Genomic DNA, 14,290 nt, shown 5'->3' on the forward strand with positions numbered 1-14,290 from the left:
CGGCACAACTGATCAGGCGCGGGGCTTCTCCCGGATCTCGTAGGTCTCGATGGTGTCCTCGACCTCGATGTTGTTCCAGGAGCCGAGACCGATACCGCACTCGAAGCCCTCCCGGACCTCAACGGCGTCGTCCTTGAACCGCTTGAGCGAGTCGATCGTGAGGTTGTCGTTGATGACGACCCCGGCTCGCAGCAAACGGGCCTTGGCGTTCCGACGGATCTCGCCCGACCGGACGATGCAACCGGCGATGTTGCCGAACTTGGACGAACGGAACACCTCACGGATCTCCGCCGTACCGACCGCGACCTCTTCGAATTCCGGCTTGAGGAGACCCTTGAGGGCCGCCTCGATCTCGTCGATCGCCTGGTAGATCACCGTGTAGTACCGGATGTCGACGCCCTCGCGGTCCGCCAGCTCCTGCACTCCACGGACCGGCTTCACGTTGAAGCCGATCACGATCGCATCGGTGATCACGGCCAGGTTGATGTCGTCCTGGGTGATCCCGCCGACGCCACGGTGCACGACGCGGAGGTTGACCTCTTCGCCGACGTCCAGCTTCATCAGGGAGTCCTCGAGCGCCTCGACGGTGCCCGAGTTGTCGCCCTTGATGATCAGCGTGAGCTGCTCGACCTTGTTCTGCTGGAGGGCGGTGTTGAAGTCCTCCAGCGTGATCCGGCGACGGTTGGCGACCTGGGCCTTGCGGGTCCTGGCCTGCCGACGCTCGGCGATCTGCCGGGCGACGCGGTCCTCCTCGACGACCATGAAGGAGTCGCCGGCGCCGGGCACCGAGGTGAACCCGAGCACCTGGACCGGACGCGACGGAGTGGCCTCGGCGACGTTCTCGCCGTGGTCCCCGAGCATGGCCCGCACTCGACCGTAGGCGTTGCCGGCCACGATCGAGTCGCCCACGCGCAGCGTTCCGCGCTGCACCAGGACGGTGGCGACCGCACCGCGGCCGCGGTCGAGGTGGGCCTCGATGGCCACACCTTCGGCCTGCATGTTCGGGTTGGCCCGGAGGTCCAACGCGGCATCCGCGGTCAACAGCACGGCTTCGAGCAGCCCGTCGATGTTGGTCCGCTGGCGGGCCGAGATCTCGACGAACATGGTGTCCCCGCCGTACTCCTCGGCGACCAGGCCGTACTCGGTCAGCTGCTGCCGGATCTTGTCCGGGTTCGCGCCTTCCTTGTCGATCTTGTTGATGGCCACCACGATCGGCACGTCAGCGGCCTTCGCGTGGTTGATGGCCTCGACGGTCTGCGGCATCACGCCGTCGTCCGCCGCGACCACCAGCACCACGATGTCCGTCGACTTGGATCCACGGGCCCGCATGGCGGTGAACGCCTCGTGGCCCGGGGTGTCGATGAAGGTGATCAGGCGCTCGACGTCGTTCAGGTGGGTGGCCACCTGGTAGGCGCCGATGTGCTGGGTGATGCCACCGGCTTCCTTGGCCACCACGTTGGTGCTGCGGATGGCATCGAGAAGCTTGGTCTTGCCGTGGTCGACGTGACCCATGACGGTGACCACCGGCGGCCGGACCTGGAGGTCCTCCTCGCCGCCCTCGTTCTCCCCGTAGGAGAGATCGAAGGTGTCCAGCAGCTCGCGGTCCTCGTCCTCGGGGGACACGATCTGGACCTCGTAGCCCATCTCGGAGCCGAGCAACTCCAGGATGTCGTCGGAGACCGACTGGGTCGCCGTGACCATCTCACCCAGATGGAACAGCGCCTGCACCATCGAGGCCGGGTTGGCATCGATCTTGTCGGCGAAGTCGCTCAGCGACGAGCCGCGCGCCATCCGGATGACCGCACCGTTGCCGCGGGGCAGCGTGATGCCACCGATCGACGGCGCCTGCATGTTGTCGAATTCCTGGCGACGCTGCTTCTTGGACTTGCGGCCCTTGCGGACCTGGCCACCCTGACGCCCGAAGGCACCCGGGGCGGCACCGCCGCGACCGCGACCACCGGCACCGGGACGGCCTCCGCCGCCACCGCCGGCCGGCGCTCCACCCGGAGCACCACCCGGACCGCGGTAACCGCCGCCACCGGCCGGAGCCCCACCGGGGCCACCGCCGCGGTAGGCACCGCCACCGGCACCCGGACGGGTGCCGGGAGCGCTCTGCGGGCGTCCGCCGGGCGTACCCGGACGAGGCCCGCCACCGGGGACACCGGGACGAGCGCCCGGGGCCGGACGTGGACCGCCGGCTCCAGGAGCACCACCGGGACGGGCGCCGGGAGCGGCGGCCGGCGGGCGAGGAGCACCCGGGACGCCACCCGGACGCGACGCCGGAGCGTTGCGAGGGGTACTGACACCGAACGGGTTGTTGCCCATCCGGGGCGGACGCGGAGCGCCGGGAACGCCGCCCTGGACGCGCGGCGGACGCGGGGCGACCGGAGCGGCTGACGCCGCCGGAGCCTCGGGGGTCGCCGGTGCGGCCGGTGTCGCGGGAACGGCCGAGGCGGCCGGTGCAACCGGTGCAGAGAAGGCCGGACCGGCCGACGGAGCGGCGGGCGCCGGAGCCGCCGGCGTGGCCGGCGTGACGGTGGCGGCCGGACGTTCCGGAGCCGGGGTCGCCGCCGGAGCGGGAGCACTCACCGACGGAGCAGCGGGCGCGGCGGGACGCGGTGCGCCCGGTGTGGCCCGCGGGGCCGAAGGTGCACCCGGTCGCGAAGCGGCCGGAGCGCCCGGACGGGACGGACTCGCCGAACGCCCGGGGGCTCCCGACGCACCGCCGTTGGCCGGAGCGGCTGCTGCCGGTCCGGTGGGGAAGGCGTCCTTGAGCTTGCGGACGACGGGCGCCTCGATGGTCGAGGACGCGCTCTTGACGAACTCGCCGAACTCGTTGAGTTTGGCGATGATTTCCTTGCTTGACTTGCCGAGCTCTTTTGCGAGCTCATGCACTCGGGCCTTGCCTGCCACTGCTCTCCTTACGGTGAGGCCGGGCGGCAAAGACCGCTCGACCTCGTGTTAGTTGTACCGGCTCATTGCTGGGACTTCACGGCGTACTCACGACGGTCGACCTGCTTTCGGTGTGAGGAACGTTCGAACCTCGCTGACATCTGCACTGCCGCCGGCTCCGCCACGAGTGGCTTCGCCAGCGCTGTCGGACCCGGCGGACGAGAACCGCAGGGCCCGCCCGAACGCACGACGGCGCTCCGCGAGGTCCAGGCATTCCGCACGGGGATGCAGCCACGCTCCCCTTCCAGGGAGGCGGTGCCGCGGATCGGGGGTGATGACCCCGTCCACGACGACGACGCGGAGCAGAGTTGAGGCGTCCGCCTTGTCGCGGCAACCGACACATGTCCGGATCGGACCCAGCATGAAAGAAAGTTCCGTCCGGAGAGATGACGGCCGTCACGACCCGTCCGACAGGACGGGCGTTCGACCCAACCGTTTGAGTCTACCGCTTCACGGCGCCGTCGGCGGCACGGCCGGCGCCGCGTCGCTGCGGATGTCGATCCGCCACCCGGTGAGCCGCGCGGCCAGCCGGGCGTTCTGCCCCTCCTTGCCGATGGCCAGCGACAGCTGGAAGTCGGGTACGACGACCCGCGCCGCCTTGGCCACCGGATCGACCACGGTGATCGACAGGGCCCGCGCCGGGGACAGCGCGTTGCCCACGAAGGTGGCCGGATCGTCGTCGTAGTCGATGATGTCGATCTTCTCGCCGCCGAGTTCGCTCATCACGGCTCGCACCCGCTGACCCATCGGGCCGATGCAGGCGCCCTTCGCGTTGATGCCGGGGACCATGGGCCGGACGGCGATCTTGGAACGGTGACCGGCCTCACGCGCCACCGCGGTGATCTCCACGCTGCCGTCAGCGATCTCCGGTACCTCCAGCGCGAAGAGTTTGCGCACCAGGTTGGGGTGGGTGCGCGACAGGGTGATCTGCGCGCCCCGGACACCGCGGGTGACGGCGACGACGTAGCAGCGCAGCCGCTGCCCGTGGACGTAGGTCTCCCCCGGTGCCTGCTCGGCGGCCGGGATGATGCCCTCCACCTCGCCGAGGCTGACCACGACGACACCGCGGGCGTTCACCTTGGCATCGGCGCTGACCGTGCCGGTGATCAGTTCGTGCTCCCGGCCGGCGAAGTCCCCGAAGGTCCGCTCGTTCTCGGCGTCCCGCAACCGCTGCTGGATGACCTGACGGGCGGTGGTGGCGGCGATCCGGCCGAAGTCGTCGGGGGTGTCGTCGAACTCGGCCGACAGCCCGCCGGCCTCGTCCGGTTCACGCACCAGCACACTGATCGAACCGGTCTTGCGGTTCACCTCGACCCGAGCGTGCTGGAAGTGCCCGTCGGTGTGGCGGTACGCGGTGAGCAGCGCGGTCTCCAGGGTTTCGATCAGGGACTCGAACTCGATCCCCTTCTCCTTCTCGACCGCGCGCAGGGCCGTGATGTCAACGTTCATCGTTCTTCTTCGTCCTCTTCTTCGTCCTGCTGGTCTGCATCGAGTTCTGCCTCGTCATCGAGCTCGTCATCGAGGCCCTCGTCGGCCTCGACGTCGGCCTGGGAGAACTTCTCGGCCGTCTCGGGGCCGAGCCGGGCCAGCACGGCAACCGACGGCGCACTGAACTCGACCTCCACCCTGGCCTTGGCGATCGTGCCGTACGAGAGGGTCAGCGGCTCCAGTCCGGACCGCCCGGTCAGCAATTCGAGCTCGGTGTCCCCGGCGCGGAGCACACGCGCCGTCATCGAGGTGCCGTCGGTGCGGGTGAGGGCCAGGAGGCGGCCGCGGGCGCGCCGGAAGTGGCGGGGCAGGGTCAACGGGCGGCCGATGCCGGGGCTGGTGACCTCGAGGGTGTAAGCCATGGCGCCCATCGGATCGGCGGCGTCCAGTTCGTCGAGCCGGGCCGAGATGTCGCGGCTCACGCCGGCGGCATCGTCCAGGTCGACCCCGGAATCGGAGTCGATGACCACCCGCAGCAGGCGCCGCCGTCCGGCCGCCACCACCGTCATCTCCTCGACGTCGTATCCGGCCTTCGCGGCGACGGCGTCGACCACCTCACGCAACTTCGCCTGGTCCGCTGATGCCATGATGCCTCCCGGGCGTCTGTAGTTGTCGTGGTTCCGGTGGTGCGATTCGGGCGCGCCTGTCGGCTGCTACACGCCGATCCTAGCTTGGCTCGGACCTCACACCGGTCCTGACATGATGGTGCCGTGCCTTCCTCCCCACGACGCCTGCCGCCCCCGCCGGTTCTGGCGCGACGCACGTTGATGCTCGGCGCCGGGACGGCGGCCCTGCTGGCCACGGCCGGGTGCAACCCCTTCTCGACCCCGACGCGGGTCACCCGAACCGTCACCGCGTCCGCGGCCCCGGCCGTCGATCCGATGCTGACCCTGACCGCGATCACCCGCCTGCACGTGGTGCGGCTGGCGAACGTCATTGCGGCGAACAAGCCGGTGGCGGCCCGGCTCACGCCGCTGCTGAAGGACCGCCAGGTGCACCTGGCGCAGCTCATCGCCGAGGTGTCCCGGACCAGCCCGCAGGCCGGGGCGAGCGAGAAGGCCAAGCCGACGTCGGACCCGACCCTGGCCGTCCCGACCGGTGCCTCACCGGTGCTGCTGGCCGCCATGAAGTCCGATGCCGCGACGGCGCAGACCGCTTTCATCGATGCATTCTCCCTGGCCTCGCGCTATCGCGCGGCTCTGTTCGGTTCGATCGCGGCCTGTCTGGCCAGCCACCAGGAGGCCCTCTCGTGACGACGCCCGCCGCCCCGACGAGCGGTCCGTCGTCCGCCCGTCCGACCGCCGCCGCACCGGCCACCAAGCTGGCCAGCGAGACGGCGAAAGCACTGCAGACGGCGCTGGCCGCCGAACAGGTCGCGGTCTGGGCCTACGACCTGGTGGCGGCCTACGACCCGGCGGACGCCTCGCTGATCGCCACCATCCGGACCGGTCATCTGGCCCGGCGCGACGCTACGGCCAGCCTCCTGGTCAGTGGCGGGTCGACCGCGCCGATCGCGGCCCCGGCCTATTCGATCCCGAAGCCGGTCACCGACGTGGCCAGCGCCCGGGCCCTGAGCACGACGGTCGAGACCGACTGCGCGGCGGCCTGGCGGGTCGTGATCGGCAGCACCGACAGCACGAGTCTGCGCACGTCCGCACTGGCCGGTCTGTCCGACTCGGCGGTGTGGCTGACCCAGATGAAGATGGCGGCCCGGACCGTACCGGTCACCGTCGCCCTGCCCGGCGTCAGCTGACCGGGTCGCCGCCGGCTGACGGCTCGGCATCCGGTGGCCCGGCCGCGGCCGGCCGGCTCCCGCCGGCCGCTGCGGTCAGGCTCCGACCAGGGCCGTGATGGTGTCGACGGCCTGGTCGACGGCGATCTCCTGCGAGGTGCCGGTCCGGCGGTCCTTGAGCTCCAGGACGCCCGTGGCCACACCCCGGCCCACCACCAGGATCGTCGGCACGCCGATCAACTCGGCGTCGGTGAACTTCACCCCCGGTGAGGCGTTCCGGTCGTCGAGCATCACCCGAACCCCGGCCGCGTCCAGCTGGGCGGCGAGATCCTCGGCGGCACCGACGATCTCGGCGCCCTTCCCGGCGATCACGACGTGCACATCAGCCGGGGCCAGCTCGCGGGGCCAGATCAGACCCTTGTCGTCGTGGGAGTTCTCGGCCACCGCGGCCACCGCCCGGGAGACGCCCACCCCGTACGAGCCCATGGTCACCGTCACCCGCTTGCCGTTCTGATCGAGCACCTGCAGGTCGAGGGCGTCGGCGTATTTGCGGCCGAGCTGGAAGATGTGGCCCATCTCGATACCGCGGGCCAGCGACAGCGGCCCTGACCCGTCGGGGGCCGGGTCGCCGTCCCGGATCTCGGCCGCCTCGATGACCCCGTCCCCGGTGAAATCGCGCCCCGCCGTCAGGTCGTACACGTGCCGGCCGTTGGCGTCGGCGCCGGTGATCCAGCGGGTGCCGGGCACGATCCGCGGATCCAGCAGGTAGCGGATCTTGCTGGCGTTCTCGCTGCCCAGCACCCCGGGGCCGATGTAGCCCTTGACCAGCGCCGGGTTCGCGGCAAAGTCCTGCTCGGTGAACGGTTCCACCTCGGCCGGCGACACCTGGGCCTCGAGCCGCTTCATGTCCACCTCCCGGTCGCCGGGCAGCCCGATGGCCAGCGGCTCCCGGGTGCCGTCGGGCAGCCGGAGCATGACGATCAGGTTCTTCAAGGTGTCGGCACCGGTCCACGGCCGGTCGGCCCGGGGGAACCGCTCGTTGGACACGGCCACCAGCGTGTCGATGGTCGGCGTGTCCGGGGTGTCCTCCACATGGGCGGCGGGGGCGTCGTCGAACGGCAGGGCGGCGGGCACCGGTGTCGTCACGGCCTCCACGTTGGCCGCGTAGCCGCCGGGCGAGCGCACGTAGGTGTCCTCGCCGACCTCGGAGTCGGCCAGGAATTCCTCGGACGCGCTGCCGCCCATGGCCCCGGAGGTGGCGGCCACGATGACGTAGTTCAGCCCGAGCCGGTCGAAGATCCGGATGTAGGCCTTGCGGTGCCGGAGGTAGGACGCGTCCAGACCGGCGTCGTCGATGTCGAAGGAGTAGGAGTCCTTCATCACGAACTCGCGGCCGCGCAGGATGCCGGCCCGGGGACGCGCCTCGTCCCGGTACTTGGTCTGGATCTGGTAGAGCGCCAGCGGCAGGCTCTTGTACGAGGAGCAGATGTCCTTCACCAGCAGGGTGAACATCTCCTCGTGGGTCGGGCCCAGCAGGTAGTCCCCACCCTTGCGGTCCTTGAGCCGGAACAGGTTGTCCCCGTACTCGGTCCAGCGGCCGGTGGCCTCATAGGGCTCCCGCGGCAGCAGTGCCGGGAAGTGCACCTCCTGGGCGCCGATGGCGTCCATCTCCTCCCGGACGATGCGTTCGACGTTCCGCAGCACCCGGTAGCCCAGCGGCAGCCAGGAGTAGATACCCGGCGCGGCTCTCCGGACGTATCCGGCACGCACCAGGAGCTGGTGGCTCGGCACCTCGGCGTCGACTGGATCCTCTCGCAGCGTGCGCAGGAACAGGGTCGACATCCGGGTTATCAACGCTCAGAACTCCTCGATCAGCCGGCCGCGGGGTGCGGGCCTCGCGCCGGTCAGCCTATCGGTTGGTCGATCGCGCACCCGCACGATTTCGGCCCGGCCGAGTGCGCGCGGCAGGCTAGCGTCAGTCCGGTGTACGTACTCCTGCCCCCGTCCGAGACCAAACACCCCGGCGGCGACGGCCGGCCGCTGGACCCGGACCGCCTGGGCTTTCCCGGATTGAACCCGGTACGGCACCGCGTCATCGCCGCCGCCGCGGCCCTGAGCCAGGATCTGCCCGCCGCCCGGGCCGCGCTGAAGGTGTCGGCCCGCATGGACCACGAAATCGGCTCGAACGCGGTGGTGACGACCGGCCCGACCCTGCCCGCCCTGGCCCGCTACACCGGCGTCCTCTACACGGCACTGGACACGCCGAAGCTGACGGTGGCCGAGCGCAGCCGGGCGGCCGGCCGCATCCTGATCACCTCGGCCATGTTCGGGCTGGTCGGGGCGGGCGATCTGATCCCGACCTACCGACTGTCGGCGGGATCCCGGCTGCCCGGCCTGCCCACCATGGCCGCCTTGTGGCGACCTGCCCTGTCGGAGGCGCTGGCCGGTCTGGACGCGCCGGTGCTGGATCTGCGGTCCGGCGCGTACGCCGCCTTCGCCCCGGCTCCCGGGGCCGTGCAGGTCCGGGTGGTCACCGTGACCCGCGGCGGCGAGGTGAAGCCGGTCAGCCACGACAACAAGGCGATCAAGGGCCTGCTGGCCCGGCTGGTCGGGACGACCAGGGCCGAGGTGGACGACATCCCGGCGCTGCTCCGGGTCAGCTATCGGGCGGGCCTGGCCGTCAAGCGGACCGGCCCGATGTCGATCGACCTGACGGCGCCGGTCGCGCACTGATCGACCTCGGATCGGGTCGGGACGAAATTCGGTTGCGTGACGACCGGGCGGACGGACATGCTCGTGACGGCTTCGGACGCATCAGGCGTTCGGCGGACGACGAGGAGGCATCCATGGATGTTCGAGCGGTAGCCCCGTCCCCCGTCCCGCCCGCCCCCGTCCCGTCCGCCTGACCCCAGCAACACGTCGGTGGCGCCGGCTGCGGGCACCTGTCCCAGGAGCCCCGACTTGTCTCGTTCCCCGCGTTCCACCCACCCCTGCTCCGACGACGCCGACGACCCCTTCGGCGAGATCGACGATCCGGTCCGCCGGCGCCGTCCGCGACCGCTCACCTCCGGCCCCCGGCTCGTCGTCGAGGGCCGCTCCGGGCGGGCGACGCCCGATCTCGACCTGGGGATCGATGCCGGCCCGCCCTTCTCGTCCTACGACGTGGCCTCGCACGGCCCCGACCCGGTGCCCGACTGGGTGATCACGTCGGCGTCGGCCCGCGACACCACGCTCGGCCCCCTGAAGTCCGGCAAGGAGGCCGACGTCGCCCTGCTGGAGCGGGCCGTCCCCAGCGGACCGGGCTCCCTCCTGGCCGTCAAGACCTACCGGGACAGCCATCACCGGATGTTCCATCGCGACAGTGGCTATCAGGAGGGCCGCCGTACCCGTCGGTCCCGGGAGTCGCGGGCGATGGCCACCCGGACCGCGTTCGGGCGGGAGCTGCTCGCCTCGAAGTGGGCCACGGCCGAATTCGCCGTGCTGTCCACGCTGTGGCGGGCCGGGGCGAACGTGCCCTACCCGGTCCAGATGCTGGGGTCGGAACTGATGATGGAATTCATCGGATCGCCCGATGGTGTTGCCGCGCCGCGTCTTTCCTCCTGGACGGGCGATGCCGCCGAGTTCACCGAGCTCTGGCACGACCTGGTCGCCGGCCTGGAGATCCTGGCCCAGGAGGGCTTGACGCACGGCGACCTGTCGCCGTACAACGTGCTCGTCCACCAGGATCGCTGCGTGATCATCGACCTGCCGCAGGCCGTCGACGTGATCGCCAATCCGCAGGGAGAGACCTTCCTGCGCCGCGATACGCAGGTCATCGCGGGGTTCTTCGCCCGCCGCGGCGTCCTCGAGGCCGACGGTGAGTTGCTGGCACTGCATCTGGGTGGGATCGCCCGCGGTTAGCCTTCACTCATGCCACATTTTGATCTGGTCATCATCGGCTCCGGCTCCGGGAACTCGATCCCGGGGCCGGAGTTCGATCACTGGGACATCGCCATCGTCGAGGACGGACTGTTCGGCGGCACCTGCCTGAACGTCGGTTGCATCCCGACCAAGATGTTCGTCCACCCGGCCGAGCTGGCGGACGCCGCTCGTCATGCCGGGCGGTTGAACGTGCGGTCCCATCTGGACGCGGTCGACTGGCCCGGCATGCGGGATCGCATCTTCGGCCGGATCGACTCCATCGAGGCCGGCGGTCGCGCCTACCGCGAGGGCCCGGAATGCCCGAACATCACCGTGTTCGCCGGGCGCGGGAAGTTCACCGGCCACAAGGCGCTGCGCGTCGAACTCCACGACGGGACAACCGCCGAGATCACCGCGGACCGCTTCGTGCTGGCCGCCGGTTCGCACGCCGTGGTCCCCGACCTCCCCGGCCTGAGCGATTCGAGCGTGCCGTTCCACACCTCGGACACGATCATGCGGATCGACGATCTGCCGGAGAGCATCGTCATCATGGGCGGCGGATACATCGCCGCCGAGTTCGCCCATGTCTTCTCCTCCTTCGGGGTCGAGGTCACGCAGCTCGCCCGGGGCCCGCAACTGTTGCGGTCCCACGACACCGACGTCTCCGAGACCTTCACCGCCGAGGCGTCGGCCCGGTACCAGGTCCACCTGAACGTCAAGGGCGACAAGGTGAGTCAGACCGGCGCCGGGGTCGAGGTCCAGTTCCGGACCCCGGACGGCCATCACACCGTCGAGGCCCAGATGCTGCTGGTCGCCACCGGCCGCCGGCCCAACGGTGCGAACCTGGGCGTGGAGGCCACCGGCGTCCAGTTGGGTCCGGACGGACGGGTGATGGTCGACGCGCACCAGCAGACGTGCATCCCGGGGATCTACGCGCTCGGGGACATCAGCACGGAGTTCCAGCTGAAACACGTCGCCAACCACGAAGCCCGGGTGGTCCGCCACAACCTGGCCCACCCCCAGCAACCGATCAGTTCCGATCACCGTTTCGTGCCGGCCGCGGTCTTCACCGATCCGCAGATCGCCTCGGTGGGGGTCACCGAACAGCACGCGATCGCGCGGGGCATCCGGTACGTGGTCAAGCGTCAGGACTACGGCGGCATCGCCGCCGGCTGGGCGCGCGAGGACACCACCCATTTCCTGAAGGTGCTGGCCGATCCGGACACCGGTCTGTTGCTCGGGGCCCACGTCATCGGTCCAGAGGCGGCCACGGTGATCCAGCCCCTGATCCACGCGATGTCGTTCGGGCAGACGGCTCACGAGGTCGCCCGCGGCCAGTACTGGATCCACCCGGCCCTCTCCGAGCTGGTGGAGAACGCCCTGCTCGGCCTCGACGTCCCGCGCTGACCCGGGCGCCGGCGGCCCGGCGCGGGACCGGCACGGCCCGACCTCAGGGCGTCGGCTCAGGGCAGGGTGAGGATCTCCGCGCCGGTGTCGGTCACCACCAGGGTGTGTTCGAACTGGGCCGTCCAGGACTTGTCCCGGGTGGTCACCGTCCAGTCGTCGTCCCAGAGGTCCCAGGCGATCCCGCCCAGGGTGATCATCGGTTCGATGGTGAAGGTCATGCCCTTCTCGAGCACGGTGGTGACACTCGGATCGTCGTAGTGCAGGATGACCAGGCCCGAATGGAAGGTCCGCCCGATGCCGTGCCCGGTGTAGTCACGGACGACGCCGTAGCCGAAACGCTTGGCGTAGGACTCGATCACCCGCCCGATGACGTTGAGCTGCCGTCCCGGGGCCACCGCCTTGATCGCCCGCCGCAGCGCCTCCTCGGTGCGCTCGACCAGGAGCCGGTTCTCCTCCGAGACGTCGCCGGCCAGGTAGGTCGCGTTGGTGTCGCCGTGCACCCCGTTGATGTACGCCGTCACGTCGATGTTGACGATGTCCCCGTCCTGGATGACGGTCGAGTCCGGGATGCCGTGGCAGATGACCTCGTTCAGCGAGGTGCAGCAGGACTTCGGAAAGTTCCGGTAGCCCAAGGTCGACGGATACGCCCCGTGGTCGCACAGGTACTCGTGCACGATCCGGTCGAGGTCGTCGGTGGTGACCCCGGGCGCGACGGCCGCGCCGGCTTCGCCCATCGCGCGCGCGGCCAGACGAGATGAGATGCGCATCTTCTCGATGATCTCGTCGGTCTGCACCCACGGATCGGTGCTCTTGGCCGGGGCCGGGCGGCCGACGTACTCGGGACGGGGAATGTCAGGCGGAACGGGCCGCACAGGCGTCCGGACCCCAGGCGAGATGGCGGTGCGCAACATGCCGCCAGCCTACGGGCCGCCCGGGAGCCCCTTGAGGAACGTGGCCGCCATCAGGTTGCTGAAGCCCGAACTCTGACCATTGACGATGAGGATGCTGAATGCGACGTCACCCCGGTATCCGGTGGTCCAGGCGTGTGCCCCAGCTTTGCCGTCGGTGCCGACGAAGTCCGCGGTACCGGTCTTGATGAACACGTCGCCCACATCCTGCAGATGGGCACCGGTGCCCTCGGTCACGACGGCCCGCATCAAGGTGCGCAAGCCGCTGATCGCCGCGGTGGACGGCGCGGGCTGGACCTGGTCGACCGTGGTCGTCGTGCCGCGGATCACCGTGGGCAGCACCAATGATCCGTGGGCGACGGTCGCCGCCATCATGGCCTCGCTGAACGGGCTCACCAGGTCGGTGCCTTGACCGAAACCGTTGGCCGCCCTCTGCACGAGCGTGTCCGCGGGCAGGACCTTCCCGGTCAGGGTGGTGATCCCCGGGACGACGAAGTCCGATCCGACCCCATATTTGACCGCCGCGGTCGGCAGGGCATCGGACGGCATCTCGGTGGCGAGCCGGGCGAACGTGGTGTTGCAGGATCGCGCGAAGGCCTTGGTGACGTCGACCGATCCGAGGTCGAAGTCGTGCGCGTTGTGGAACGGGCGGGAATCGAAGACCACCACGCCCGGGCACGCCACCTGGGTCGTCGGGGTGACCAGGTTCCGCTCGAAGGCGGCGGTCGCGGTGATGATCTTGAAGGTCGACCCTGGCGGGAACTGGCCCTGGAGCGCGATCGGACCCAACTGATTGGCCGCGGCATTCTGCGCGACCGCCAGGATCTCACCGGTCGACGGCTGGATGGCCACCAGCACGGCCGCCGTCTTGGTGGTGGCGACCGCCTTCTCGGCCGCTTTCTGGGCGGCTGTGTCGATGGTCAGGGTGACCTTCTGCCCGTTCCGCGGGGCCTGTGTGGCCAGCGTCGCCAATTCGGCTCCGGTCGCGTCGACGGTGTCGATCTCCCATCCGTCGATCCCGGTGGTGATCTTGGCCGCGGCCGGGGTGACCTCGGCCAGCAGCATCTTCGCGAAGTCCTTGGTCGGAGGAAGGTCGCGGACGGTGGACGGGAAGGTCAACCCGTTGATCGCGCCAAGCTGCGCCTTGACCGTGTCGTAGTCGGCCTGGCGCAGGTTCGTGACGGTGTAGCCGGCCGTCGCCGTGGCCGCCTTCACGCCGGCGGCCACCGAGGCCGTCGTGACGGTCGGATCGAGCGGGCCGAGGATCTTGGCCAGTGCCGCGGCAGTGCCGGTCAGATCGGTGATCTTGCCGGGCAGCGCGATCACCGAGTAGACGGTGACCGGAGCGACGATCTGCTGGTCGTTGCGGTCCACCATGATTCCGTCGGTGGCGGCGATGCTGCGCACGTCGAGCGACTGCCCGTCACCCAACTGCGGGTTGATCAGGGTCGACGACCACGTGGCGGTCCAGTCGTCGCTGGCCGAGGGGCGGGCGAACGACCAGGTGGCGGTGTAGTTCCAGGAAACGCCGTGCGGCAAAGTCCAGGCGAACGCGGCGGACACGGTGGCCGCGGTCGGTGTCGATTCGGTGGCCTGCCCCGCCTTCACCACCACCGAGGTGGGAGCCAGATTGGTCAGCACCGACCCGATGGAGGCGGCCGCCGACCCCGGGTCGGAGGTCAACGCGGCGATCGAATCCGGGTTGAGCGAAGCCCAGGCCGCCGCCAGCTTGGCCACGGCCGCCTCCGGTGACGGGCCGGACGCCGCGGTCGACCCGCCGCCGGTGCACCCGGCCAGAACCAGACACCACAGCAGCAGCGCGACCAGGGCGCCACGTCCGCCGGGCCGTCGTCGGCGCCGCATACGCGGACCAGGACTCATAGCCGTCAGTATTCCCCGGGCC

General features: G+C 70.3%; 12 protein-coding genes. 5 read left to right on the forward strand and 7 right to left on the reverse strand.

Translation table 11 applies throughout. The features are described 5' to 3' along the window. Positions 1 to 12: 12 nt before the first annotated feature. The 4 genes from infB to rimP all read right to left on the reverse strand — a co-directional run bounded on the left by infB (position 13) and on the right by rimP (position 5,027). Positions 13 to 2,913 carry a translation initiation factor IF-2 gene (gene infB / locus BLS97_RS20445; RefSeq protein WP_090479877.1) on the reverse strand — a complete coding sequence of 967 codons (2,901 nt, stop codon included), beginning with the start codon at positions 2,911 to 2,913 and terminating at the stop codon, positions 13 to 15. An 87-nt stretch (positions 2,914 to 3,000) separates the two neighbouring features. Next, positions 3,001 to 3,315 (reverse strand): YlxR family protein, encoded by a 315-nt coding sequence (locus BLS97_RS20450; RefSeq protein ID WP_090479880.1) that lies wholly within the window; start codon positions 3,313 to 3,315, stop codon positions 3,001 to 3,003. An 87-nt stretch (positions 3,316 to 3,402) separates the two neighbouring features. Next, on the reverse strand, positions 3,403 to 4,401 hold the full coding sequence (gene nusA, locus BLS97_RS20455) for a transcription termination factor NusA (RefSeq protein WP_090479883.1): 999 nt from the start codon (positions 4,399 to 4,401) through the stop codon (positions 3,403 to 3,405). Next, positions 4,398 to 5,027 carry a ribosome maturation factor RimP gene (rimP, locus tag BLS97_RS20460; RefSeq protein ID WP_090479885.1) on the reverse strand — a complete coding sequence of 210 codons (630 nt, stop codon included), beginning with the start codon at positions 5,025 to 5,027 and terminating at the stop codon, positions 4,398 to 4,400. The genes nusA and rimP overlap by 4 nt, the downstream gene beginning before the upstream one ends. 123 nt (positions 5,028 to 5,150) lie before the next feature. On the opposite strand from rimP, the gene BLS97_RS23080 reads away from it, so the two are divergent. Further along, positions 5,151 to 5,693 (forward strand): hypothetical protein, encoded by a 543-nt coding sequence (locus tag BLS97_RS23080; RefSeq protein ID WP_157695581.1) that lies wholly within the window; start codon positions 5,151 to 5,153, stop codon positions 5,691 to 5,693. After that, complete coding sequence (locus BLS97_RS23085; RefSeq protein ID WP_157695582.1) at positions 5,690 to 6,193, forward strand: ferritin-like domain-containing protein; 504 nt, start codon at positions 5,690 to 5,692, stop codon at positions 6,191 to 6,193. The genes BLS97_RS23080 and BLS97_RS23085 overlap by 4 nt, the downstream gene beginning before the upstream one ends. Positions 6,194 to 6,268: 75 nt before the next feature. Here BLS97_RS23085 and BLS97_RS20470 read toward each other — a convergent pair whose 3' ends face one another. Continuing rightward, entirely contained in the window at positions 6,269 to 8,026 is a 1,758-nt protein-coding gene (locus BLS97_RS20470; protein ID WP_090479891.1) for a proline--tRNA ligase, read from the reverse strand. A gap of 129 nt (positions 8,027 to 8,155) precedes the next feature. Here BLS97_RS20470 and BLS97_RS20475 point away from each other — a divergent pair, with 129 nt between their 5' ends. The 3 genes from BLS97_RS20475 to BLS97_RS20485 all read left to right on the forward strand — a co-directional run bounded on the left by BLS97_RS20475 (position 8,156) and on the right by BLS97_RS20485 (position 11,479). Continuing rightward, positions 8,156 to 8,905, forward strand: a complete 750-nt coding sequence (locus BLS97_RS20475) for a YaaA family protein (protein ID WP_090479896.1) — start codon at positions 8,156 to 8,158, stop codon at positions 8,903 to 8,905. A gap of 291 nt (positions 8,906 to 9,196) precedes the next feature. After that, a complete protein-coding gene (locus tag BLS97_RS20480) occupies positions 9,197 to 10,072 on the forward strand; it encodes a serine protein kinase RIO (RefSeq protein ID WP_090482768.1) in 876 nt (291 codons plus the stop codon). 9 nt (positions 10,073 to 10,081) lie between these two features. After that, entirely contained in the window at positions 10,082 to 11,479 is a 1,398-nt protein-coding gene (locus BLS97_RS20485) for a mycothione reductase (protein ID WP_090479899.1), read from the forward strand. Positions 11,480 to 11,535: 56 nt separating this feature from the next. Here BLS97_RS20485 and map read toward each other — a convergent pair whose 3' ends face one another. Together map and BLS97_RS20495 are read right to left on the reverse strand one after the other, a co-directional pair. Further along, positions 11,536 to 12,390 (reverse strand): type I methionyl aminopeptidase, encoded by an 855-nt coding sequence (gene map / locus BLS97_RS20490; protein ID WP_090479901.1) that lies wholly within the window; start codon positions 12,388 to 12,390, stop codon positions 11,536 to 11,538. A gap of 9 nt (positions 12,391 to 12,399) precedes the next feature. After that, on the reverse strand, positions 12,400 to 14,268 hold the full coding sequence (locus BLS97_RS20495; protein WP_090479904.1) for a penicillin-binding transpeptidase domain-containing protein: 1,869 nt from the start codon (positions 14,266 to 14,268) through the stop codon (positions 12,400 to 12,402). Between the last annotated feature and the right edge of the window lie 22 nt (positions 14,269 to 14,290).

Source organism: Nakamurella panacisegetis (genome assembly GCF_900104535.1).
Lineage (GTDB): Bacteria > Actinomycetota > Actinomycetes > Mycobacteriales > Nakamurellaceae > Nakamurella > Nakamurella panacisegetis.

What these genes read in the sequence shown, in the direction of transcription:
- BLS97_RS20450 (WP_090479880.1), bottom strand. Translation starts at nt 3,315, where the DNA reads ATGCTGGGTCCGATCCGGACATGTGTCGGTTGCCGCGACAAGGCGGAC.
- nusA (WP_090479883.1), bottom strand. Translation starts at nt 4,401, where the DNA reads ATGAACGTTGACATCACGGCCCTGCGCGCGGTCGAGAAGGAGAAGGGG.
- rimP (WP_090479885.1), bottom strand. Translation starts at nt 5,027, where the DNA reads ATGGCATCAGCGGACCAGGCGAAGTTGCGTGAGGTGGTCGACGCCGTC.
- BLS97_RS20485 (WP_090479899.1), top strand. Translation starts at nt 10,082, where the DNA reads ATGCCACATTTTGATCTGGTCATCATCGGCTCCGGCTCCGGGAACTCG.
- map (WP_090479901.1), bottom strand. Translation starts at nt 12,390, where the DNA reads ATGTTGCGCACCGCCATCTCGCCTGGGGTCCGGACGCCTGTGCGGCCC.
- BLS97_RS20495 (WP_090479904.1), bottom strand. Translation starts at nt 14,268, where the DNA reads ATGAGTCCTGGTCCGCGTATGCGGCGCCGACGACGGCCCGGCGGACGT.